Raw genomic sequence first — 23780 nt, 5'->3', positions numbered from 1 at the left:
ATTAAATCAGAATTATGAAAAAGAACCTATTTTTATTAGGATTATTAGTTTGCTCTATGGCCACAATGGCGCAAACAGAAAAAGCAGATAAACCAGAAAGCTGGTATTTTAAATTAGGTGGATCTTATTTCAACCAAACTGCTTCAACTGAGTTTCCAACTGTTGGAGGACATGATGCAATGAACAGAACTTATGTTGGAGGTAAACTAGTTTCTGAAAAAAGTATAACAGGTTCTTTTGGACAAGGATTTAGAACTGGAATTACAGCTGGTTACCGTTTTTCTACTCGTTTAGGAGTTGAATTAGGAGCAAATTACTACTCTAGTAATACTAAAACTATGGCGCAAACAACAACAGATGTACCTTACATTCCAGCATCAGGAACTTATAACTTTAAATCAGTTGGTGAAATCACTGCTTTTGATATCGCTCCATCGCTTGTTATGTTTTTAGGAGAATCTCATGGTTTTGAACCTTATACTAAAGTTGGTGTTTTAGTTCCAATTCACGGAGATTTAGAAATCACTACAGATGCAGTTGCACCAGTAGGAGTTAATCCAGGTACAGGAGCTCCGGTTTTTGGAAATGTTCATAGTGTTGATAAAGTAAAGCCTAATCCAACTTTAGGATTTTCTGCTGCTTTAGGTACATCTTATAAATTAGGAAAACACATTTCTGCTTTTGCTGAATTAGAATACCGTAACTTCACAGTACACGGAAAAACTAAAGAAACTACTGACTTTACAGTTAATGGTAATGATGCTTTAGCTACCAGATCAACTGCTCAAATTCACACAAATTATAGAGATGGTATAGATGTTAATTCAAATAACGCTGCTACAAATCCTAATGGTGTAAATAAAGATAAACCAATGGACGAATTAAGTTCTTATGTTGGAATTTCTGGTTTAGGATTAACTTTAGGTCTTAAGTACAGCCTATAATTTTCCGATTTTTTTTATAGTTTATAGTTTATACAAAAGAGGATATTCGAAGGGATATCCTCTTTTTTTTTAGGCCATTTTTTGTCATTTCGATTTCTATGACAAACTGTTTGGTCTTATCTTTGTCAAAGTTTTAAACTTTGTCAAAGATTTTTTATGTATCCCTCCAGCTAAAGTGGGAGGCAATTCAATTAAATATTATTTTGAAGCTTCTCTAAATTCCTTCAAAACCTGATCAATAACCCAGGTTGTTCTGGCTCCGGAAGTTCCTTTTGATGGAGAAATTCCATTGCTCAAAAGTTCAGTAACAATAGCTTCAATACATGGTTGTTGGATATGAAGCGGATTTTCTATCGTAATGCTTTCCTTTTCTCCATTGGTATACTGAATATGTATCGGGTCATTTCCAAATGTTGAAAAAGAAATTTTTCCTTTATCGCCCACAATTTCGGTATTATCATAACGCTCAAAACTGGCAAAATTCCATAGGCCTGAACCGTGAATTCCATTTTCAAATAAAAAGGACATTGAAACCGAATCTTCCGCCGGATAGGCCAGAAGCTGAGAACTTGCATGTCCTCGAACAGATTTAATCGGTCCTAAAACAAAATCCAGAAAATCTAAAGTATGGCAGGCCAGATCAACAAATATTCCTCCTCCTGAAATATGTGGCAAAACAGTCCACGGAAGATTGATTTCGTCATCGTAACGTTCTTCAAAAGGATGGTATAAAACACAATTTACATGTCTGATGTTTCCTAATTTTCCCTGATCAATTATTTCTTTAATCTTTAAAAATCTTGGCAAACTTCTTCTGTAATATGCTACAAATAGCGGCACATTGTGCTCTTTACATGCGCTAATCATTTCGTTGCATTCTTCAAAAGTCAAGGCCATAGGTTTTTCTACGTACACAGGTTTTCCTGCTTTGGCGCATAAAATAGTGTATTCTTTATGGGAAGAAGGCGGAGTCGCAATATATACGGCATCAACCTCAGGATCATTTATCAAATCCTGTGCGTCCGAATACCATTTGGGAACATTATGGCGTTTGGCGTAATCTTCGGCAAGTGCTGCATCACGTCGCATTACGGCAACCAAAGCAGAATTGGGAGCTTTCTGAAATGCTGGTCCGCTTTTAACTTCGGTTACGTTGCCACAGCCTATAATTCCCCATTTTATAATTTTCATGGTTTAAGTTTTAAGTTTTTCAAATTTAAAAAAGGTTGGCCACGAATTACACGAATTTTCACGAATTATTTTTTTGAGGGTTTGCCACAGATTAAAAGGATAAAAAATGATTTTAGCCCCTGTGCTTTTACTTTGTAATCTGTAAAAACAGCAACAATTGCTATTGCATATTTTTCAAAATTTTAATTAGTGGAAATTCGTGTAATTCGTGGCAAAATAAAAGCCACGATATTCAGAAAATAATTCGTGAATTCGTGGCTAAAAAAAAAATCAGTTTAAAGTCTTACTTACTAGGCAAAGCTTTATAACCCATATTATAAAGTGTGAATGCCTGAATGTCTACATTTTCCTGAATTGTAGCAGCAACAGATTTTCCTGCGCCATGACCGGCTTTAACATCAATTCTAATTAAAACAGGGTTTTCTCCCGTTTGTTTATCTTGCAATTCGGCAGCAAATTTAAAACTGTGAGCCGGAACAACACGATCATCATGATCTCCGGTTGTAACCATAGTTGCAGGATAATGAGCTCCTTTTTTCACATTTTGAACTGGAGAATATCCTTTTAAATATTCAAACATTTCTTTGTTGTCCTGAGCTGTTCCGTAATCGTATGCCCATCCTGCACCAGCAGTAAAAGTGTGGTAACGAAGCATGTCCATAACACCAACAGCAGGCAAAGCTACTTTCATTAAATCAGGGCGTTGTGTCATTGTTGCACCAACTAATAATCCTCCGTTAGATCCTCCACGAATAGCCAGGTAATCAGAAGACGTATATTTTTGTGCAATTAAATATTCCGCTGCAGCGATAAAATCATCAAATACATTTTGTTTTTGAAGTTTAGTTCCTGCATCATGCCATTTTTTTCCGTATTCACCGCCACCTCTCAAATTGGCAACCGCATAAACACCTCCGTTTTCCATCCAAACCGCATTTGCAATACTGAAAGTTGGTGTTAAACTAATATTGAATCCGCCATAACCATAAAGTATAGTTGGATTTTTACCGTCTAATTTTGTTCCTTTTTTATAGGTAATAATCATCGGGATTTTAGTACCATCTTTTGAGGTGTAGAATACTTGTTTAGACTCATAATCCTCACTTTTGAAATCAACTTTTGGTTTTTGGTACACTTCAGATTTACCTGATTTTGGCTCAAGAGAGTAAATGCTTCCCGGAGTTGTATAATTTGCAAAGCTGTAGTATAGAATCTTTTCGGCTTTTTTCCCGGCAAACCCACCTGCAGTACCAACAGCAGGAAGTTTGATTTCTCGAACTAATTTTCCGTTGTAATCATATTGCTGAACAAACGAAACAGCATCTTTGGTATAATTGGCAAAGAAATAGCCGGCACCGGTAGAAGGAGATAAAATATTTTGTGTTTCAGCAATAAAATCTTTCCAGTTTTCAGGTTTAGGATTGTTTGCGTCAACAGAAACAACACGTCCGTTTGGGGCATTAAAATCAGTTTCGATAAATAATTTTGTTCCTTCGGTTTCAATAATTGAATTTGAACTGTTAAAGTTGTCTACGATGGTAACAATTGGACTATTTGGTTTAGTTAGATCTTTAATGTACAATTCGTTTCCGTAAGTAGAATTGGCTGCTGTAATTACTAAATAATGACTGTCTTCGGTAACATAGCCGCCAACATATCTTCTCTTCTGATCGGCACCAAAAATAACTTTATCTTCTTTTTGAGAAGTTCCTAACTTATGAAAATATAATTTGTGCTGATCTGTCTTTGCAGATAATTCGCTTCCTTTTGGTTTATCGTAACTAGAATAGTAAAAACCTTCATTTCCGTGCCATGAAACGCCACTGAATTTGATATCAACCAAAGTGTCTTCTAAAACTTTCTTAGAGACAACATCAATAAGAATCACTTTTCTCCAGTCACTTCCTCCTTCAGAAATAGAGTAAGCTGCTTTGCTGCCATCTTTGCAGAAATCTAAACCACCAAGAGAGGTTGTTCCGTCTTTAGAAAATGTATTTGGGTCAAGAAAAACTTCCTCTTTGCCGCTTTTATCTTTTCGGTAAACAACAGATTGATTCTGAAGTCCGTTATTTTTAGAATAATAAGTGAACTTTCCTTCTGTATGTGGAGCCCCAATTTTTTCATAATTCCAAAGCTTTTCCATTCGCTTTTTAAGTTCTTCGCGAAACGGAATTTGATCTAAATAACCATATGTTACTTTGTTTTCGGCTTTAACCCAGGCTCCTGTTTCATCAGATTTATCATCTTCCAGCCAGCGGTAAGGATCGCTTACTTTAGTATCAAAATACACATCGACAGTTTCCCCTTTTTTGGTTTCCGGATATTGAATTTTATTTTGTCCAAATGAAATTCCTGCAGTTGTAATGGCCATTAATAAAAATGTTTTTTTCATAGTTAGTTTTTATCTGTTGTAACAAAAATAGCACTTTCTGTGAGATTGTTGTGTTATTAGCCGCAAAGAACGCAAAGAGTTTACGCAAAGCACGCAAAATTAATCTCGCAAAGACGCGGAGGCGCAAAGTTTTAAAATTTCTTTGCGACTTGGTGTCTTTGCGAGATTCTTTTAATCGTTATTTTATAAAATAAAACTTAGCGAACCTTGCGTATCCCGATAGCTATCGGGATTGCGCTCTTTGCGGTTAAGTAAAAATTATAAATTAAAATTAACTCCCAAAACGATATTTCTTCCAATATTTGGGATACCGTCTGTTTTTAATCTCGAAAGGTGTGCAATATATTTTTTGTCGAATAAATTGTTTCCGTTTAAGTTTACATCAAAAGCTGTTTTACCTAGTTTTACTGTTCCTCCAAAACCTAAATTAACTAAAGTATAGCCTTTTGAAGCGGTTTCGAAACCACTTACATTATCTTGATTGAAAGTTGAAGAAACGTTTAATGAAGCAAAACCTTCGCTTAACCAGTTTTTGATGTTGAATTCAGTTCTAAGTGTATTATTCCAGTTATTAGCAGGAATTAAAGGCAAATAATCATCATTGTCTTTTTTACCCGTAACAGTTTCAAAACTAGTTTCAAAATGTAACCAATCTAACGGATGAGGGTGAAAGTGTAAACCAACTTCTCCTCCAAATAATTTTGCGTTATCCTGAACATAAGCAAAAACATCATTATTATCTAAAGTTTCCCCGGTTGGCGAAGTGTAAATATAATTGTTTACATGGTTGTAAAACCCGTTAACGAAGAACTCGAAGTGAGAGTTTTTATATTCTAAGTTTAGATCGGTTTGAACGTTTTGTTCTGTTTTTAAATCAGCGTTTCCAATTTCATATCGATTTGTTCCTTCATGAACACCATTCGAAGTTAATTCAGCCAAGTTTGGTGCTCTAAAGCCTGTTGCTACATTTAGACGAAGCGTTAAAGGTTCAGCCAGTTTAGTTTTGTATCCCAAAGAAGCATTAAAACTGTCAAAAGATCGGTCCAGAGCTTCAAAATATCCTTCTTCACCGGCTGTTCCATGTGCAATAGAATTAACATTTCGGTTGTCAAAACGTAATCCTGCCTGGATAACGCTGCTGTTCCATTCGTAATTTGCTGTTCCAAAAACACCAAAATCATTTGTAGTGGCATCGGGAATTAAATATTCTTCACCCGAGTTTTTATTGGTTTGATGCATTCCCTGAACTCCTAAAATAGTTTCAATTTTTCCAAATTTAGGGAAATGGTATTTTGCATTGTAATTGAAAGTGTTCAGTTTCATGTGAAGTGAAGCGTCGTTGCTGTCTTCAAATTCACTTCTGTCGTTTGCAATATAACCTAAATCGACATCCAGTTTTGAGTTTTCAAAAAAGATAACATTATTCAAACTCAATAAATGATTGAAAATTCCTTGTCTTGGAAACTGCGTATCTTTACTTGAAGATTGTTCTGCAATTCCATCTTCCGGAATTCCAATATCCAGTTTGTTGTAATTGTAGCGTAAAACACTTGAAAAACTTGAATTACTGTAACCGATTCCTGTTTTAAAATCGGTTTCATTGTAACGTGAATTCGTTACACGGTCTCCATCTGCAATTTTATAATCAGAATGCGTGTTGTAACTTCCACGTGCTAAAAATTTCCAGTTATCTGTAGATGTTTTTAATCCGATAGAAGAATTACTTCCCTGTGTATTGGTAAAATATTTTTGACTGAAATTAGCTTTAAAAGTTCCGGCATCAGCAAATTTTTCAGGATTGAAATATAAAACACCACCCAAGGCATCAGAACCATACAATAAAGATGCAGGGCCTTTTATTACTTCAACACTTTCTATTCCGGCATCGTTTAAACCTAAACCATGTTCGTCTCCAAACTGTTGGTTTTCGATACGAACACCCTGAGAATAAACTAAAACACGATTTCCGCTAAGTCCTCGAATAACTGGTTTTCCTATAGAAGTTCCTGTCGAAATCTGAGAAACTCCCGGAATTGTAGCTAAACCTTCTATTAAAGTTGAAGTTCCTTTTTGCTGTAGTGTTTTGATACTTTCGTGCTCAATTTTCATTACGTTTTGCGATTGTAATTTGTTAAAAGGAGTCGAGACCACAACTTCGTCCATTTCCAGAATAGACTCTAAAAGTGTTATATCTAAGGTGTTTTGCTTTAGTAATTTTGCAATAGTTTTGTTTTGAGGGGCAAATCCAACGAAAGAAAAAGCAAGACGCAAACTTCCGTTTGGCAGATTTTTCATTTCGTATTTTCCGTTTTCGTCTGTTGTAGTTCCTTTATGTAATTCCGGAGCATAAACAGAAACACCCGGTACAGGTTTATTTTGAGCGTCGGTAACAATTCCTGTTACAGAATTTTGAGCAGATAAAAGGCTCGAAAACCCCAGAATAAGGGCTAATATTATTTTTTTCATTTGAAAATGATGCTATAGTTAATTGATTTCTTCTTTCAAAAAGAATATAAAACAGACGGCAAAGCATTCTGATCCTAATTAGTAAATAGGATGAGGAAACTTAACGTGATTTTAAATTCAGATTTAAAGAGGTTGTTTTATTCGGATGTACCGAAAATTTAAGAAATTATAGCAGTAGGAGGACCACGTAAGAAATAAGCACTTTCTGAAAATGAATTTATATTTTCTGAAAAAGCAAAGAAATAAGGGATTTCTTTATGAAAAGTATGGAACTGAAATGAAAAATTTTCCGGAACTATATAACTTCCAAAAGCAAAATTACAAATGTAACAAAGATCATAATTATGGTGCTGATGCGTTATTTCTCCGCTTGGATCATTGTAATCGTGATGACACTGTTTTTCTGATAGCTGCTTTATAATATGCTCATAACTATGTAAAGACTGAAACAATATTGAGAACAATATTGTCAGCGCCATAGAAAGACTTATTATGAGCTGCTTTTTCTTCATACAGGACAAAGGTATAAAAGAGCAATGAAAAAGTGGGTCATTTTTTTGATTCTGTTGCCGATTTATTGAAAAAAACGCAACAAAAGATTTTCTTCGTCGTGAAAAAGAGAATTATTGCTTTCAAATCTCATCTTGAACTGGCATTATATTATATTTGTATGTAAAATAAATCAACCCCAAAAAACGTTTACTTGAAAACTTCCATTAAACCAAAATACGATATGCGAATTCTTTTTAGTTGTTTGTTTTTAGTTTCGTTTTTCAATGCTTTTTCTCAGGAAGAAGTAAAAACCGAAGTAAAACCAGTCGTTAAAATCGATTCTTTGTATCGTGAAGATCAGTTTTATTTTACTGTAACCTACAATATGTTTACAGATTTACCGGATAATTTTAAGCAAAACAAATTCTCTGCCGGACTTTCGGGTGGTTTTTTGCGTGATATGCCTATCAATAAAGCCCGTACATATGCAATTGCTGCAGGTATAGGTTTGAGTTATCAAAATTATTACCAAAATCTTACCGTGTCCAGAGACGGGTCGGATGCGATAGTTTATAGTGTTTCAAATTATGGAGAGTTTGTTTCTAATCGATACAAACAATATAGTGTAGATGTTCCTATAGAATTTAGATGGCGTACTTCAACTTTTGAAAGCACTAAATTTTGGAGGGTATATTTGGGCGTAAAATTAAGTTATGTGTTCTCAAGTTCTTCTCTTTTGGATGATGGTGAAGTGAAATACAAAATAAAGAACAATACAGATATCAATAAATTTCAATATGGCCCCTATCTTTCGGCAGGGTTTAATACCTGGAATATTTATGTTTATTATGGGTTAAATCCTTTATATAAATCAGCGACCACCTTAAGTGGTGAAAAGATTAATTTAAAAACGCTGAATGCCGGATTGATATTCTATATTCTATAGCCACAAAAACAAAAATAAAAGCTGCGGAAAAACCCCAATTGCAAGGCCAATAATGATTTCTTTGGGTGTATGGGCATTCATTTCTAATCTGGATGAAGCTACAACTCCTGTTAGAAGAACCAATAATGCAGGCCAATACGGATTTTGCATTTGTAAATGCATATTTAAACCAATTACAAAGATCGCAAAGCCACTAATGGCAACGGTATGCAAACTCGCTTTAATTTTGAATAAAGCACAGACTAAGGCCAGAATAGTACTGAATAAAGCACCCAGAAAAAAGAAATGTAATTCCGGATAACGAGATATTATAATACTTCTTTTAACCAATAAAATATACAAAAAGCATTGTAATATTAGCGGAATTTTACGTTGCGAAGTTTCATGTACCATAACTGAACTTACATGTCCGGTTGACTTTAACAACAGGAAAAATAAAACAGGAACCAAAATCGTAATAATCAGAATTTGAAATAAAACAAAGTATTTTTCCTGATTGGTAAAAGCATCATCTTTACAAAAAAGGTAAAATAAGGTAGCATACATCGAAATAAAAATAGGATGTAAGATATAGGAGAATAATGGCAGGATTCTTTTCAAAACAATCTGATTAATGGTGTTCAACAAATATAATCAAATAATGGTTTTTGCTACGAATTACACCAATTTTCCCGAATTTCATTCTGTTAATTAACGTATGATTCATTTATGCCAGCCTGAAAATTTTGAGAGAGACGTTCAATTTAAACAAAAAAATTAGTGGAAATTGGTGTAATTGGTGGCAAACCTTTTTTTAAATTTGACAAAAAGAAATTCTAAATGAGCATAAATCTTAAAAACCTTGTCCCGGTGCTTGATGCCAAATGGTTAGGTAATGATACTGATATTTTTGTAGATCACATTTCAATCGACAGTCGTTCGTTGCAAAACGGATCACAAACCTTGTTCATTGCGTTGTCTGGTGCCAATAATGATGCTCATTTATACATTGCTGAACTTATTGAAAAAGGGGTTCAGAATTTTGTAGTGCAATATATTCCTGAAAATGTAAAAGATAAAGCCCATTTTTTGGTGGTAAAAAATACTTTAAAAGCATTTCAGCAGTTGGCTGGTTTTTACCGTAATTTATATCATTTCCCTGTTATTGGTTTAACGGGAAGCAATGGAAAAACAATAGTAAAAGAATGGCTTAATTTTTTATTGAGCCCGGATTATAATATTATAAGAAGTCCTAAAAGTTATAACTCTCAGGTCGGAGTCCCGTTGTCTGTTCTTGCCATCAATGAAAAACATAATTTAGGAATTTTTGAGGCCGGAATTTCGACGGTTAAGGAAATGGACAATCTCGAAAAAATTATTAAACCAACTATTGGAGTATTAACCAGCATTGGTTCTGCACATGATGAAGGTTTTGATGACCTTGAGCAAAAAATCAACGAGAAATTATTGCTTTTTAAAGAATCGAATGTGATTATTTATCAAAAGGATCCGTTGGTTGACCAAAGTCTGAAAACTTTTTGTAATCAATATGAAGTAAAAGAAAGAGCGCTGTTTTCCTGGAGTTTTACAGATAATGCTGCTGATGTTTTTATTCTGAAAAAAGAAACTAAAAATGACAATGTATTCATTCAGTATCAGTATCAGAATGAAATTTTCGATTTAGAAATTCCATTTAATGATTCAGCTTCGGTAGAAAATACCATTTCTTGTTTACTGGTTTTGCTTTATTTTAAGTACGATTTTAATACTATACAGAGCAGAGTAGAAATGCTGTATCCGGTGCATATGCGTCTGGAGGTTAAAAACGGAATTAATAATTGCAGTATAATTGATGATAGTTATAGCTCTGATTTTCAATCGCTCAAAATTGCTTTGGATTTCTTAGAAAGTCAGCAAAAAAAGAACGCCACCAAAACCATTATTTTATCAGATATTTTCCAGAGCGGATTTTCAAATGAAGAATTGTATTCTAAACTGGCGCAACTGGTTTCAAATAATAAAATAAGTCGCATGATTGGGATTGGACCAACAATTTCTTCCTTTAAAAATAAATTCCCAAACAGCATAATGTTTGAGAATACAACGGAGTTTATAGCGGAAATTGAAAATCTAAACTTCAATAATGAGACGATTTTGATAAAAGGAGCAAGATCATTTCGATTTGAAGAAATTGTTTCGCTTCTCGAAGAAAAAACACATGAAACGGTACTCGAAATCAATCTGGATTCTATAAGTCATAATTTAAATTACTATAAATCAAAGCTGGCCAATGATGTAAAAATCATGGTCATGGTCAAAGCCTTTGGTTACGGAAATGGAGGTTTGGAAATTGCCAAATTACTCGAACATCATAAAGTAGATTATCTGGGTGTGGCTTTTGCCGATGAAGGAATTTCATTGAAAAATGGCGGAGTAAAATTACCTATTATGGTTTTAAATCCTGAATCGACTAGTTTTCCTTCAATTATTCAATATCAGTTAGAGCCGGAGATCTATAGTTTAAAAGGACTGAATGCTTTTTTGAAAATTGCACGAGAAAAGAATTTGAAAGATTTTCCAATTCACATTAAACTTGATACAGGAATGCATCGTTTAGGTTTTGAAGAAAATACAATTGAAGAATTAATAGAAACCTTGAAAAACAATTCGAGCGTACGTGTTCAAAGTGTTTTATCACATTTAGCGACAAGCGATGAACCAAGACATTTTGAATTTGTAGAAAAGCAAATAAGTTTATTCGAACAGTTATCTTCAAAATTAATATTAGAATTAAACATAAACCCAATTCGTCATATTTTGAATACATCCGGAATTAGCAATTTCCCGAATGCGCAATTCAATATGGTTCGTTTAGGAATTGGTTTGTATGGTGTTTCAAATGATCCCGCAGAGCAGAAATATCTGGAGAATGTAGGAACCTTAAAATCGATTATTTCGCAGGTTCGTGTTATTCCGTGCGGGGACAGCGTAGGTTACGGACGTCGTTTTATGGCCCAAAAAGAAACAAAAATTGCTACAATACCAATTGGTTATGCAGACGGTATTTCGAGATTATGGGGAAATGAAGTTGGTTTTGTTACCATCAAAAATCAAAAAGCTAAAATCGTAGGAAGTGTCTGCATGGATATGCTTATGGTTGATGTAAGTCATATCGATTGTAAGGAAGGTGATTCGGTGATAATTTTTGGCGAAAGCCCAACTGTGGTGGAAATGGCTGAGGCATTAAAAACGATTCCTTATGAGATCATGACGAGTATTTCGCAACGCGTGAAGCGCGTGTTTTTTAGATAATTTTAGAAAATTGAATAAAATTGCGTATTTTCGATATCAATATTTATAAACTTAAACCTAACAATTATGGGATTTTTTTCAGAATTTAAAGAATTTGCAATGAAAGGCAACGTAGTTGATTTAGCTGTCGGTGTGATCATTGGTGCTGCTTTTGGTAAAATTGTAAGCTCATTTATAGAGGATGTAATTACTCCTTTGTTGTTGAAGCCTGCGCTAGATGCTGCTCATTTATCAACTATAGAAGAATTAACTGCTTTTGGAGGTGTTAAGTACGGATTGTTTCTTTCGGCCGTAATTAACTTTGTAATCGTTGCTTTTGTTTTGTTTCTAATAATTAAAGGGATAAATCATGCTAAAAAGAAAGATGTTGCGCCACCACCACCAGCGGGACCAACTCAGGAAGAATTGCTTACACAAATTAGAGATTTATTAAAAAATAAATAAAAATATAATACCGCTACACTAAGTCTAACTTAACCGCTTCTTAATTGGGGCGGTTTTTTTTTAAAGAAAAATTTTAACAACAAAAACTTACAAGCATGGGATTTCAGTCAATAGTTCACGGAAGAATTGTAATTAACAATGACCTTATTGATGCAAGAAGAATAATAGAGTCTTTAGGAAATGACGAATGGATATTGAGAACTGAAATGTTTGGACAGGGCGTTTCTAGGGTTACTTATTATGAAGACCCTGTAATTTCATTTGGTGCAACTTATAAACAGATTGAATATCATTGGGCTGAATTTATTCTAAAGTTTGAAAATTTATTGCGACAATTTGATTTCGACACTGCTAAAATTCAATTGGAAACAGAAATAATGGGAACTTATAATTTCTTTTGGAAATCAAAAAAATATGGACGAAATGATTTCAAAGAGAATGAAAAACTTATAGAAGTAGAAGAATGGTTTTTTGGTTTTGGAAATAGAAGCAGATGGGGAACTTTAGAATCCGATCTACAAGAAGAGGAAATTTTTGAACTTGAAAATTTTAAATATCCCGTGATTTTAGAATAATAGATTAAGATTATTTAAAGTCATATTTGATTGCAGATATTGAAAGAAAATAAATCTGTAGAGAAAATTTTAAAGTGTATGAGTTTTAATATTTTTAATGTTTGTTTAATTTATAACATTTTGTTATTTTTTGTGAATCGCCTTGCGGAGACTTTTATTATACTTATTTTTGCGGTACAAATTTGATTATAGAATTATTTAAAGATATAAAAATGAGAATAGCAGTTGTAGGTGCTACCGGAATGGTTGGCGAAGTAATGCTTAAAGTTTTAGCAGAAAGAAATTTTCCTGTTACAGAATTAATCCCTGTTGCATCTGAAAGATCAGTAGGTAAAGAGATTGAATATAAAGGAACCAAATATAAAGTTGTTGGCTTACAAACAGCTGTAGACATGAAAGCAGATATTGCGGTTTTCTCTGCAGGTGGAGATACTTCATTAGAATGGGCTCCTAAATTTGCTGCTGCAGGAACAACTGTTATTGACAACTCATCAGCATGGAGAATGGATCCAACTAAAAAATTGGTTGTTCCTGAAATCAATGCTTCAGTTTTAACCAAAGAGGATAAAATTATTGCAAACCCAAACTGTTCTACAATTCAGATGGTGTTGGCTTTGGCTCCTTTGCATAGAAAATACAACATTAAAAGAATTATTGTTTCTACTTACCAATCTATTACCGGAACTGGTGTAAAAGCGGTTAAACAATTAGAAAACGAATACGCAGGAATTCAGGGAGATATGGCTTACAAATATCCAATTCACCGAAATGCAATTCCTCACTGTGATAGTTTTGAAGAAAACGGATACACTAAAGAAGAAATGAAACTAGTTCGTGAAACTCAAAAAATTATTGGTGATAATACCATTAGAGTTACAGCTACTGCAGTTCGTGTACCAGTTGTAGGCGGACATAGCGAAGCAGTGAACGTTGAGTTTACAAATGATTTTGATGTAAATGAAGTTCGTGAAATCTTACATCATACAGACGGAGTAACTGTACAGGATAATTTAGATACATTTACGTACCCAATGCCGTTATATGCTGAAGGTAAAAATGATGTATTTGTTGGAAGAATCCGTCGTGACGAGAGCCAGCCAAATACATTAAACATGTGGATTGTTGCCGATAACTTAAGAAAAGGAGCAGCAACAAACACCATTCAAATTGCTGAATACTTAATTCAGGCTGGTTTAGTATAATTAGAGATTAGATTAAATTGTTATAAAGAGAAAACCGTAATTGCAGTAATGTAATTACGGTTTTTTTGTGAGAAATAGTTTTAACTTAGCGGTTAAAATTGAAGCGTTATGAATTTTGAGAACTACAAAATTATTCCAAACTATAATACGCATAAAACGGACTTATTTACCGCCGATGAAGAAGATGTTCTGGCGTGTGAAAAAACGTTGAACATTTCGTTTGATGAAGATTATAAAGAGTATGTTCAGGAATACGGAAGCGGAATTTTGGGCGGAACATATGTAAGGATTTATCTTCCGGAAACAATTGTGCTGACTCTTGAAGAATGGAAAAACCGTATAACCGAATATTGGTTTTGGGATGAAGGAAAAGAAGTTTTAACCAAAGATGAGGTGTTAAAGTCTATTAGAATTGGAGATACTTTTGATGGAGATGAAATCATTCTTCTAAACAATCAATATTATATTCTGCCAAGATATAGTGAAATGATTTATAAAGCTGGAAATACGTTGGAAGAAACAATTGCCTGGTTGTGTTCAGCAGGAATTTTAACAGAAGCGTTTTCTGAAAGAGAGTTTGAACCTTTTGATCCTGCAGATTTTCTAAAAGAGAATTAAAATATATAGAAGAGAATTATATAGTTAAAAGAAACCCGACAGGTTTTAAAAACCTGTCGGGTTTGAATTATAAAAAAGCGAGAATCAATAAATTCTCGCTTTTTTGTTTTTAATATTCCGGGGCAAGTTCTAATTCCAGCCCTTCTAAATCTGTAGTAATTGGGATCTGACAGCCTAAACGACTATTAGATTTAACATAAAACGCTTCCGAAAGCATAGCTTCTTCTTCATCTCCCATTTCTGGTAATGCAACATCATTAAGAACATAACACTGGCAGGAAGCACACATTGCCATTCCTCCGCAGGTTCCTTCGACAGGAAGTTCGTATGCTTTGCATAATTCCATTATATTCATTGCCATATCAGTCGGAGCCTGTAATTCGTGTATAACTCCTTCTCGATCTTTAATCTTTATTAATACATCCATTTTTAAATTTTGGAATTTTATTGTGAGGATTTAATAAACGTGAAAAAATCCCGGGTTTAATATTAACTTGCTGGTTTTAAGCTGAACGCGTACTCTTTTCTTGCGTTATCTTTAAGATGCATTTTTACACCAATCATATTACCTCCTTTTTCAAGTAATGTTACCGAAACCAGGATAGCATAATAATCTTTGTCTGCCTGAAACACCAATGTTCCTTCATAAGTTGAATTAACTACTCCTTGTTTATCTGTTGTAACAGAAATTTTTCTCGGACGTGAAAATTCAGCAGTGCTATAGGTTGCTTTGTTTGCAAACTTTGCTTTGCCTTCGGCAATATCATATAAGAAATCATAATTTCCAATTCTTAGACTGCCTTCTCCGGCAAGTGTATTGGTAGAAAAAATAATTTGACCTGCATATTGAAAATCCGACCATTCTTCAGATTCATTTACCCAGGCTTTGTCAACAATAAGAGATTGCGTTTGCTGTGCATAATTTGCAGAAGCGAAAAACAAAAATAAAAATAGAGCGTAAAAATTCTTCATAGTTATAAGATTTAGGGTTATGTTACAAATTTAAGTTAAATCTGTATTAATTCATTAACCAAAACTCTTAAAACTTTATATTGTTTTTTGTTAAATTCGCAAAAACGCGTATTATTTTGATTGTTTTTATGAAAACATTGATATTAAACAATCAAAAGAACTATTATTCTTGTTAATACTTTGGTCTTGCAAAAGCACAAAAAGCATTTTTTTTCTACATTATATTAACGACAGTTTCGATCTGTGGAGCGTACTTTTTTATTGTTGTTTCAACTCCTGCTTTTAAAGTCATTTGGTTTACGCTGCAGCTAATGCAAGCACCTTCCAGACGTACTTTTACATGTTTGTCCTCATCTATAGAGATTAGCGTAATATCTCCGCCATCGGATTTCAAAAATGGCCTTATTTCATCTAAAGCCAATAATACGTTATTTGTTAATTCTTCTGTTGTCATAATATTAATGTGTCAATTAGAAAATGTGTCAATTAGAAAACTAAAAAAAATGATCTAATTATCTCATTATCTCAATTATCTAATTCTTTTTCACTGCTGAACAGCCTGCCATTGTGGTAATTTTTATGGCTTCTGTTACTGGTAAGCTTTCGTTTCTGTTTACTGTTTCCTGTACAACGTTTCTGGTGATTTCTTCAAAAACCGTTTCAATTGCAGACGCAGTTTGTAAAGCTGCCGGGCGACCGTAATCTCCTGCTTCACGAATAGACTGTACAATTGGAACTTCTCCTAAGAAAGGAACGCCTAAATCTTCTGCAAGGTTTTTAGCACCCTCTTGTCCAAAGATATAGTATTTATTGTCAGGTAATTCTTCTGGTGTAAAATAGGCCATGTTTTCTATAATTCCCAAAACAGGGACATTTATATTATCCTGCATAAACATAGCCACTCCTTTTTTAGCATCGGCAAGTGCAACAGCCTGTGGAGTACTTACTACAACTGCGCCGGTAATTGGCAATGATTGCATAATAGAAAGGTGAATATCTCCTGTTCCCGGAGGTAAATCGATTAACATGAAGTCTAATTCTCCCCAATCAGCATCAAAAATCATTTGGTTTAATGCCTTTGCAGCCATTGGTCCTCTCCAGATTACTGCCTGGCTTGGAGCTGTAAAAAAGCCAATAGAAAGTATTTTAATTTCATAACTTTCAATTGGTTTCATTTTTGATTTTCCGTCTACTGTAGTCGAAACTGGTTTTTCGTTTTCAACGTCAAACATAATTGGCATAGAAGGTCCGTAGATATCAGCATCTAAAACACCAACCTTGAATCCCATTTTAGCAAGTGTTACAGCAAGATTAGCCGTAACAGTAGATTTTCCTACACCACCTTTACCAGAAGCAACGGCAATGATATTTTTGATTCCAGGAATTGCACGACCTTTGATTTCGTTTTTCTCCGGAGTTTCTACTTTTATGTTTACTTTAATTTTTGCGTCTGCCGATATTAATTCGTGAATTGTTTTTTTAATATCATCTTCGGCTCTTTTTTTTATGTGCATTGCTGGTGTATGTAAAACTAAATCTACAACAACTTCATCGCCAAATGTAATCACGTTGGCAACAGCGCCGCTTTCAACCATATTTTTTCCTTCTCCAGCTACAGTGATAGTTTCCAGAGCTTTAAGAATTTCTTTTCTGTCTAATTTCATTTTTAATGTAGGGTTTTCTATTGATGAAATTTGCTTAAGAACTATATTAATTTAAACTCATTTCAGACTGCAAAGATAACAGTTTATGTTCGGATTCGTACTGTTTTTAAATCGTATTTATCGATATTGAAATTATTCAAAATGATACTGTTGCATTTTTTTGCAAAGTTAGATTCAAAAAGGAAAATAGTTAGTCCCTAATTTTAAAATTACAGACAGAAATTGTAATCATAAATACTAAAAAAAGAAACCCGCCAAATCTATTATTTGACGGGTTTCTTTAAAAAAATGGTCTACAAGTTTATTCGTATTTTAAGTATTTCAAAATATCAATTTTAGTAACCTGATATGCTTTTGTTAAAACAATTAGCAAAGTAAGAACTAACAGTGAAACAAGTGCAACGCTAAATGGAACCGGAGAAATGTTTATTCTGAAAGCAAAATCCTCCAGCCATTTTTGCAATAATATATAGGCAGGGACAATTCCAACGGCAAATCCCATTAAACAAAAGATGATATACTGTTTCGATAATTCTTTTAGTAAAATATCTGTTTCTGCTCCAAGTGTTTTTCTAATTGCGATTTCTTTGAGTCTTCTTTCCATAGAAAAAGATGCTAAAGCAAACAATCCAAAAACAGCAATAATAATTACGACAAGGTTTAGTATAAAGAACAGATTTTTTTGTTTGACCTGTTCCTCGTAAGTTTTTGCAAATTCTTTGTTTACAAAATCATAATCAAAAGGATAATCCGGATTTACATTTTTCTCCATGTAGTTTTTTAATCCCGCCAGAGTCTCAGGTAAATTATCTGTTGATACTTTTACAAGGATCTTATTAAAATTATTCCATTTCAGTGTTTTAAGATTGATAAAAATCATTGGCGAAACCTTATTCTGTAAATTAACTAAGTTAAAATCTTTTACAACCCCAACAATTTTAAACTTCAAATTGTCACCATCGCCTATGCTCCAGCCAGATGTAATCATCGTATTGATTGGGTTTTTAAGATTTAAGGTCTTTGCCAGTGTTTCGTTTATAAGCATACTGCTCACTGTATCTGAAGCAAATTGCGGAGATAAATCGCGTCCCTGAATTACTTTAATTTTCATCATTTCAAGAAAGCCAAAATCCATTTCTATATTTTTGGGTTGTACAAAAATACCATTGTGTTTAAATCCGGAACTTGAGCCTGCGTTACCTCCAAATGTACCCGCAAATGTTGAAACGCCTACAACGCCGGGGATTTTTTTGATTTCTTGCTTGTCGGTTAGGTATTCCTCTGTTCTCTTTAAGCGGTCTTTTGTGTTATAAGTAACTGAAATTACCTGGTCACCGCTAAAGCCCAAATCTTTATTCATCATATAATCAACCTGCGAATTAACAATCAGGGCGCCAATGATAAAGAATGCTGCAATACCAAACTGAAAAATAAGCATAGAATTACGAATCCAGATTCCGCTTTTACTTCTTGAAAAATTGCCTTTTAAAACTTTTAGGGTTTCAAAATTTGAAATATAAATGGCTGGAAAGATACCCGCAAGAAGAATTACTAATCCAAAAATAAATATGAGCTGCAGATAAAATTCACTGCCATTCATTGTCAAAGTTTTTCTCAAAAAGATATTGTAATAAGGTAATGAAAGCTCTACAATAGCAAGAGCAAACAAAATAGACATCGTTACAATTATGGCAGTTTCAAAGATAAATTGCGTTATGATTTGGTTTTTTGATGCCCCTACAATTTTACGCACGCCAACTTCTTTTGCACGTTTAATGGCCGATGCAGTGGCTAAATTGATATAGTTTACCAGTGATAAAACCAAAATAAGGACAGATAAACCACCCATGATATAGAGTAGTTTCAAATTACCGGCTCCTTCAGGCAGATCTTGTCCTCCGGAACTTTTTGTTCCATGCAAACGAGATGTTTTCAATTGATCCAGCATAACCTTTATCTCGCCATTCTCTTTTAAATATTGTTCTACGGTCATACCGCTTGCTTTTGCATCCTTTACTGTCCTGTTTACAAAGGTTACATTTTGCATTTTCTTTAAAAGAGCTGAAGCATCAGTACCATTTTTGGTTTTAATCATTAAGGCATAATTAAAATTTCCCCATTGATCTTTGTCACCATCTCGCTTTACACCATTAAAGATATAATTTGGCTCAACCGAAGATGATTTGGTAATTCGATAAACGGCTTTTACGGTGTAAGTTTTATTGTCGTATGAGATTGATTTTCCAATTGGGTCTTCATTTTTGAAAAGAATTTTTACCTGATCTTCAGATACGGCAGCGCTATTCTTATCTTTCAAAACGTCATTTTTGTTACCTTTTATAATTTCAAAAGGAAAGAAATCAAAAAAGTTTTCATCAGTAAGCGTGATCTTTTTATCCAGTATGATTTGATTCTTAAATTTTACGACTCCGTCATCGTACCAGTTATATAGAAAACAAATTTTGTCGATTTCAGGAATTGTGGCTTTGCAGGTTTCTCCAAAAGGAATTGAACTGGTTGCCCATATATCGCCCGTTGTGCCAATTTTATTTAGAACAACATAAATGTTTTCTTTTTCCGGATTCCATTGATCATATGCCTGTTCATTGTTCCAATACAAAATAGCAAAGATTACGCTGGCAATCCCGATGCTTAATCCTAAGACATTTAAAAACGAAAACAGTTTGTTTTGCTTTAAATGATAAATAAATATTTTAAACCAATTAGAAATCATGGTGTATGTTTTTTATAGTTAATTCAGTTATTATTAACTGATTGTTTTAAATAATTGCGAATATTCTGCAAACAAATTCTACCAGAATTACAATTGCAGTTACGATAAATTTTATCATTTTTTCGTTATTTAGCGTCCATAAAAACATCAACATTTCGTTGATTTAATTTCTCAGAGAATATTACACCGTCTTTCATATGAATGGTCCTTTGCGAGAACGAAGCATCATAATCAGAGTGGGTTACCATCAAAATTGTAGCACCTTTTGCATGTAAGTCGGTCAAAAGTTCCATTACTTCATTACCGTTTTTACTGTCTAAGTTTCCTGTTGGCTCATCGGCAAGAATAATTTTTGGGTCATTTACCAAAGCTCTTGCAACGGCAACTCTTTGTTGCTGACCTCCCGAAAGCTGTTGCGGAAAATGTTTTAAACGATGTGAGATATTTAATTTCTCTGCAATAGCTTCAATTTTTTGTTTTCTTTCTGATGCTTTAACATTATTATAAAGCAAAGGCAATTCGATATTATCATAAACAGAAAGTTCATCGATTAAGTTGAAATTCTGAAAAATGAAACCGATATTTTCTTTACGAACCTGAGATCTTCCTTTTTCTTTTAGACCAATCATTTCCTGATCTAATAATTTATAACTTCCGTCAGTTGCACTGTCCAGAAGACCAATGATATTTAATAAAGTAGATTTTCCACAACCTGAAGGTCCCATGATAGTTAAAAAATCACCTTTTTTAATGTGTAAAGAAATACCGCTCAATGCTGATGTTTCTACTTCTTCTGTTCTAAAAACTTTGGTTAAATTTTGAATTGTTATCATTTTGTAAAGGTGTTAAATGTTGTTAATTACGTTTTTTGATTGATGATTGAAATGATGATTTTGTTCTTATTCTTTGACGTTTCAAGTTTCAGGTTTCAAGTTTCGGTGCATTAACCTGAAACCTGAAACTTGAAACAAAATAAACTATTCTTTATTAAGTGACAGTTCCTCAACATCTTTATAATCTGAGTAAGATGAGGTAACTACCGATTCGCCTTCTTTTAATCCTTCCAGAACTTCATAGTAAGACGGATTTTCTCTTCCTAATTTTATAGTTCTTCTTTCGGCTTTATTTCCTTTTACAACAAAGATCCATTTTCCTGCTGTTTCCTGATTAAAACTTCCTTTTGGTAATACTAATATTTTATTTCTTTCAGATAAAATCAGTTTTACACCAAAACTTAATCCGTCTTGTAAAGCGATATTTTCTTTAGATGTAAAAGCCAGTTCTACAGTAAAATGACCACTTTTTACTTCCGGAATTACTTTGGTAACCAAAACTTCAAGAGCTTTACCTTTAAATTCTACCTGACCTTTTAAGCCTTCGCGAACTTTTTCCAGGTAAAATTCATCTACTTCTGCAGTAAGTTTGTAACCGCGTTTTGAATCGATTTTTCCAATGCTTGCTCCAGCCTGAAATGTTTTTCCTAAAACAGGTTCAAAAGAAGTCAATCGTCCGGTTTCCGGTGCCGTAATCAGGAAGTTCTTTTTGTTGTTTCTCAAAATATCCAAACTTTTCTCCATAGTCTGAATCGAACGGTTGATTTGAGAAATCTGCAGTTGATTGGATTGTTTTTCTTTCTGAATACTTTGCTGAATCGTTCTTTTGCGCTCTTCCTGAAAACGAAGACTTTCCTTAAAAGTATTCCAGTCATTTTTTGAAATCACATCTTTGTCATACAATTTTGAGTTCATATCATAAAGACGTTTGGCATCATTATAATCGTGCTCGATCAAAACCAAATCTTTGTTTAAATTTAATTCCTGATTTCTGATATTTAGTTTTCCGGTATTCAGGTTGTTGATCTGCTCAATAATGGCTGTTTCCTGAGTCAGATAGTTTAACTCTGTGTTTGGGTTGTATAAACGAGCCAGCGACTGTCCTTTGGTAACCATTGCACCGTTTTCTACAAAAATTTCTTTTACAGATCCTCCTTCTGTAACGTTTACAAGCATTACGTTAAGCGGCTCAACTTTTGCCTGAAAAACAACAAAATCTTCAAAAAAAGCTTTTTCGACTTTCTGGATTGAAAGTTCTTCGGTTTTTACATTTAGACTTCTTTTGGTGTTAAACGACAAAAAGACGATTGTTGCCAAAGCTAAAAAAACTCCAATTGCTATTGTGAGATATCTAAATTTTCTATTTTTACGAGGAATTACCTTGTCCATTTTATAATAATTTACTGATTACCAATAGGTAAATATTGTGCCATAAAATTTATTTTTTGTAAGGCCTTGATTTTAAAGAGACTCTAAAAACGACCCAAAAAAAGAGTGTTCGATAATGAACAGTTGACCGTTCAAAATCGGACAAAAAAACACAACATGAGAAAGAAGCAAGCTCAAATATTAATTGTTGACGATCAGGAAGAAATTTTGTTTTCGGCAAAAATGATTCTTAAAAAACATTTTGAAACCATTTTTACTGAAAATAGTCCCAAAAAAATCATTTCGACTTTAAGCGAAAATGACATAAATGTGGTTTTATTAGATATGAATTACCGTATTGGTTTTGAAGATGGACGCGAAGGAATTCATTGGCTAAAAGAAATCAAAACACTTTCTCCAAATACAATTGTGATTTTGATGACCGCTTTTGGTAAAATCGATACTGCAGTTGAAGGAATTAAAATGGGAGCTTTTGATTATGTTTTAAAACCCTGGAATAATGAAAAACTGCTCGAAATAATTGATAAAGCTGTTGCCGAAAGCCGAAAGCACAGTAAAAAAACAATTGTTGAAAAAGTAGAAAAAAGATATTTTACCGGAACTTCTCAAAAAATAAAGCAAGCCTATTCTATTGCCGAAAAAGTAGCTAAAACAGATGCCAATGTTTTGGTTTTGGGAGAAAACGGAACCGGGAAGTTTGTTTTTGCCGAATTTATACATCAGAATTCAGAAAGAAAAAAAGAACCTTTTGTACATGTCGATTTAGGTTCTTTGAGCGATAATTTGTTCGAAAGCGAACTTTTTGGTTATGCAAAAGGCGCTTTTACCGATGCAAAAGCAGATACTCCGGGAAGATTTGAATCGGCTCAAAACGGAACTATTTTTCTGGATGAAATAGGAAATATTCCGCTTCATTTACAATCTAAATTATTGCACGTTTTGCAGACTAAAACGGTAACACGTTTGGGTGAAAGCAAAGCAAGACCTTTAAATGTCCGCATCATCTCGGCAACCAATAATGATATTAAGGCCGAGGTAAAAAATAAAGTATTCAGAGAAGATTTGCTTTACCGAATCAATACAATGGAAATTAATTTGCCGCCTTTGCGTGAGCGAAAAGAAGATATTGTTCCGATGGCACATTTTGTTCTGGATCAGGTAGCCGAAAAGTACAATCAGGAGAATTGGCGTTTTGAGGAGAATGTTGCGCCCTATCTAGAGCGATACCCGTGGAAAGGAAACGTAAGAGAAATGGAAAACAAGATCGAGCGCGCTTTGATTTTGGCCGATAATAATACTATTTCTATAAACGATTTAGATATTCTGGATTTTGAAGATATTCAGGAAAACGATGATAATCCGTTATCTGAACTGGAAAAAACCGCCATCGAAAAAGCACTTTTTAAACATCACGGAAATATATCAAAAACTGCCGAAGAATTAGGATTGTCAAGAGCGGCGCTGTATAGAAGAATTGAGAAATATGATTTGAAGAATTAGAAGATAAAGAGAAAAGAATAAAGAGAAAAGAATAGAGATTTAGTTTTATCTGAGGAATCTGTGTATAACTAAAACTTAAGACAAAGGAAAAATCTTTTAATCTGTGTAATCTGTGGCTAAAATTAAA

The 23780-nt window shown here is 33.7% G+C and carries 20 protein-coding genes; 8 read left to right on the top strand and 12 right to left on the bottom strand.

Translation table 11 applies throughout. The features are described from left to right. The first annotated feature begins 14 nt into the window (after positions 1-14). The gene (locus OLM51_RS01295) at positions 15-944 is read left to right on the top strand and encodes a porin family protein (protein WP_264552623.1); all 930 of its coding nucleotides are present in this window, start codon (positions 15-17) and stop codon (positions 942-944) included. A gap of 198 nt (positions 945-1142) precedes the next feature. On the opposite strand, the gene OLM51_RS01290 is transcribed toward OLM51_RS01295, so the two are convergent. From OLM51_RS01290 to OLM51_RS01275, 4 genes are all read right to left on the bottom strand, one after another. Then, positions 1143-2135, bottom strand: a complete 993-nt coding sequence (locus tag OLM51_RS01290) for a Gfo/Idh/MocA family protein (protein WP_264552622.1) — start codon at positions 2133-2135, stop codon at positions 1143-1145. Between the two features lie 283 nt (positions 2136-2418). Then, a complete protein-coding gene (locus OLM51_RS01285) occupies positions 2419-4527 on the bottom strand; it encodes a prolyl oligopeptidase family serine peptidase (protein WP_264552621.1) in 2109 nt (702 codons plus the stop codon). Between the two features lie 258 nt (positions 4528-4785). Then, positions 4786-6993 (bottom strand): TonB-dependent receptor, encoded by a 2208-nt coding sequence (locus OLM51_RS01280; protein WP_264552620.1) that lies wholly within the window; start codon positions 6991-6993, stop codon positions 4786-4788. A 158-nt stretch (positions 6994-7151) separates the two neighbouring features. Beyond that, positions 7152-7472, bottom strand: a complete 321-nt coding sequence (locus OLM51_RS01275) for a hypothetical protein (RefSeq protein ID WP_264552619.1) — start codon at positions 7470-7472, stop codon at positions 7152-7154. 224 nt (positions 7473-7696) lie between these two features. Here OLM51_RS01275 and OLM51_RS01270 point away from each other — a divergent pair, with 224 nt between their 5' ends. Continuing rightward, positions 7697-8431 (top strand): porin family protein, encoded by a 735-nt coding sequence (locus OLM51_RS01270; protein ID WP_319799965.1) that lies wholly within the window; start codon positions 7697-7699, stop codon positions 8429-8431. On the opposite strand, the gene OLM51_RS01265 is transcribed toward OLM51_RS01270, so the two are convergent. Continuing rightward, positions 8426-9031 carry a hypothetical protein gene (locus OLM51_RS01265; protein ID WP_264552618.1) on the bottom strand — a complete coding sequence of 202 codons (606 nt, stop codon included), beginning with the start codon at positions 9029-9031 and terminating at the stop codon, positions 8426-8428. The genes OLM51_RS01270 and OLM51_RS01265 overlap by 6 nt on opposite strands. A 219-nt stretch (positions 9032-9250) precedes the next feature. On the opposite strand from OLM51_RS01265, the gene OLM51_RS01260 reads away from it, so the two are divergent. The 5 genes from OLM51_RS01260 to OLM51_RS01240 all read left to right on the top strand — a co-directional run bounded on the left by OLM51_RS01260 (position 9251) and on the right by OLM51_RS01240 (position 14561). After that, positions 9251-11722, top strand: a complete 2472-nt coding sequence (locus tag OLM51_RS01260) for a bifunctional UDP-N-acetylmuramoyl-tripeptide:D-alanyl-D-alanine ligase/alanine racemase (protein WP_264552617.1) — start codon at positions 9251-9253, stop codon at positions 11720-11722. A gap of 66 nt (positions 11723-11788) precedes the next feature. Further along, positions 11789-12166 carry a large conductance mechanosensitive channel protein MscL gene (gene mscL / locus OLM51_RS01255; RefSeq protein WP_264552616.1) on the top strand — a complete coding sequence of 126 codons (378 nt, stop codon included), beginning with the start codon at positions 11789-11791 and terminating at the stop codon, positions 12164-12166. 95 nt (positions 12167-12261) lie between these two features. Beyond that, complete coding sequence (locus OLM51_RS01250) at positions 12262-12741, top strand: hypothetical protein (protein ID WP_264552615.1); 480 nt, start codon at positions 12262-12264, stop codon at positions 12739-12741. A gap of 212 nt (positions 12742-12953) precedes the next feature. Then, positions 12954-13943, top strand: a complete 990-nt coding sequence (locus OLM51_RS01245; protein WP_264552614.1) for an aspartate-semialdehyde dehydrogenase — start codon at positions 12954-12956, stop codon at positions 13941-13943. Between the two features lie 108 nt (positions 13944-14051). After that, positions 14052-14561 carry an SMI1/KNR4 family protein gene (locus tag OLM51_RS01240; RefSeq protein WP_264552613.1) on the top strand — a complete coding sequence of 170 codons (510 nt, stop codon included), beginning with the start codon at positions 14052-14054 and terminating at the stop codon, positions 14559-14561. Between the two features lie 109 nt (positions 14562-14670). On the opposite strand, the gene OLM51_RS01235 is transcribed toward OLM51_RS01240, so the two are convergent. From OLM51_RS01235 to OLM51_RS01205, 7 genes are all read right to left on the bottom strand, one after another. Continuing rightward, positions 14671-14988, bottom strand: coding sequence for a 2Fe-2S iron-sulfur cluster-binding protein (locus OLM51_RS01235; protein WP_047777672.1), 318 nt, complete (start codon positions 14986-14988; stop codon positions 14671-14673). A 62-nt stretch (positions 14989-15050) separates the two neighbouring features. Then, positions 15051-15533, bottom strand: a complete 483-nt coding sequence (locus OLM51_RS01230) for a hypothetical protein (RefSeq protein ID WP_264552612.1) — start codon at positions 15531-15533, stop codon at positions 15051-15053. A gap of 214 nt (positions 15534-15747) precedes the next feature. Then, positions 15748-15987 carry a NifU family protein gene (locus OLM51_RS01225; RefSeq protein WP_026727037.1) on the bottom strand — a complete coding sequence of 80 codons (240 nt, stop codon included), beginning with the start codon at positions 15985-15987 and terminating at the stop codon, positions 15748-15750. A 79-nt stretch (positions 15988-16066) separates the two neighbouring features. Beyond that, positions 16067-17197 (bottom strand): Mrp/NBP35 family ATP-binding protein, encoded by a 1131-nt coding sequence (locus tag OLM51_RS01220; protein WP_264552611.1) that lies wholly within the window; start codon positions 17195-17197, stop codon positions 16067-16069. A 301-nt stretch (positions 17198-17498) separates the two neighbouring features. Continuing rightward, entirely contained in the window at positions 17499-19931 is a 2433-nt protein-coding gene (locus OLM51_RS01215; protein WP_264552610.1) for an ABC transporter permease, read from the bottom strand. A gap of 125 nt (positions 19932-20056) precedes the next feature. Further along, a complete protein-coding gene (locus OLM51_RS01210; protein ID WP_264552609.1) occupies positions 20057-20764 on the bottom strand; it encodes an ABC transporter ATP-binding protein in 708 nt (235 codons plus the stop codon). 144 nt (positions 20765-20908) lie between these two features. Then, positions 20909-22153 (bottom strand): efflux RND transporter periplasmic adaptor subunit, encoded by a 1245-nt coding sequence (locus OLM51_RS01205; RefSeq protein ID WP_264552608.1) that lies wholly within the window; start codon positions 22151-22153, stop codon positions 20909-20911. 156 nt (positions 22154-22309) lie between these two features. Here OLM51_RS01205 and OLM51_RS01200 point away from each other — a divergent pair, with 156 nt between their 5' ends. After that, complete coding sequence (locus tag OLM51_RS01200; RefSeq protein WP_264552607.1) at positions 22310-23653, top strand: sigma-54-dependent transcriptional regulator; 1344 nt, start codon at positions 22310-22312, stop codon at positions 23651-23653. Positions 23654-23780 lie beyond the last annotated feature (127 nt).

The organism is Flavobacterium sp. N2038 (assembly GCF_025947185.1).
Lineage (GTDB): Bacteria > Bacteroidota > Bacteroidia > Flavobacteriales > Flavobacteriaceae > Flavobacterium.
The sequence above is the reverse complement of the archived record's forward strand: the minus strand, read 5'-3'. Positions and strand labels throughout refer to the sequence as shown.

Excerpts from the sequence above, each read along its gene's own strand:
- OLM51_RS01240 (WP_264552613.1), top strand. The coding sequence starts at position 14,052 with ATGAATTTTGAGAACTACAAAATTATTCCAAACTATAATACGCATAAA.
- OLM51_RS01215 (WP_264552610.1), bottom strand. The coding sequence starts at position 19,931 with ATGATTTCTAATTGGTTTAAAATATTTATTTATCATTTAAAGCAAAAC.
- OLM51_RS01245 (WP_264552614.1), top strand. The coding sequence starts at position 12,954 with ATGAGAATAGCAGTTGTAGGTGCTACCGGAATGGTTGGCGAAGTAATG.
- OLM51_RS01250 (WP_264552615.1), top strand. The coding sequence starts at position 12,262 with ATGGGATTTCAGTCAATAGTTCACGGAAGAATTGTAATTAACAATGAC.
- OLM51_RS01280 (WP_264552620.1), bottom strand. The coding sequence starts at position 6,993 with ATGAAAAAAATAATATTAGCCCTTATTCTGGGGTTTTCGAGCCTTTTA.
- OLM51_RS01210 (WP_264552609.1), bottom strand. The coding sequence starts at position 20,764 with ATGATAACAATTCAAAATTTAACCAAAGTTTTTAGAACAGAAGAAGTA.
- OLM51_RS01235 (WP_047777672.1), bottom strand. The coding sequence starts at position 14,988 with ATGGATGTATTAATAAAGATTAAAGATCGAGAAGGAGTTATACACGAA.
- OLM51_RS01230 (WP_264552612.1), bottom strand. The coding sequence starts at position 15,533 with ATGAAGAATTTTTACGCTCTATTTTTATTTTTGTTTTTCGCTTCTGCA.
- mscL (WP_264552616.1), top strand. The coding sequence starts at position 11,789 with ATGGGATTTTTTTCAGAATTTAAAGAATTTGCAATGAAAGGCAACGTA.
- OLM51_RS01205 (WP_264552608.1), bottom strand. The coding sequence starts at position 22,153 with ATGGACAAGGTAATTCCTCGTAAAAATAGAAAATTTAGATATCTCACA.
- OLM51_RS01225 (WP_026727037.1), bottom strand. The coding sequence starts at position 15,987 with ATGACAACAGAAGAATTAACAAATAACGTATTATTGGCTTTAGATGAA.
- OLM51_RS01275 (WP_264552619.1), bottom strand. The coding sequence starts at position 7,472 with ATGGCGCTGACAATATTGTTCTCAATATTGTTTCAGTCTTTACATAGT.
- OLM51_RS01200 (WP_264552607.1), top strand. The coding sequence starts at position 22,310 with ATGAGAAAGAAGCAAGCTCAAATATTAATTGTTGACGATCAGGAAGAA.
- OLM51_RS01260 (WP_264552617.1), top strand. The coding sequence starts at position 9,251 with ATGAGCATAAATCTTAAAAACCTTGTCCCGGTGCTTGATGCCAAATGG.
- OLM51_RS01220 (WP_264552611.1), bottom strand. The coding sequence starts at position 17,197 with ATGAAATTAGACAGAAAAGAAATTCTTAAAGCTCTGGAAACTATCACT.
- OLM51_RS01290 (WP_264552622.1), bottom strand. The coding sequence starts at position 2,135 with ATGAAAATTATAAAATGGGGAATTATAGGCTGTGGCAACGTAACCGAA.
- OLM51_RS01295 (WP_264552623.1), top strand. The coding sequence starts at position 15 with ATGAAAAAGAACCTATTTTTATTAGGATTATTAGTTTGCTCTATGGCC.
- OLM51_RS01285 (WP_264552621.1), bottom strand. The coding sequence starts at position 4,527 with ATGAAAAAAACATTTTTATTAATGGCCATTACAACTGCAGGAATTTCA.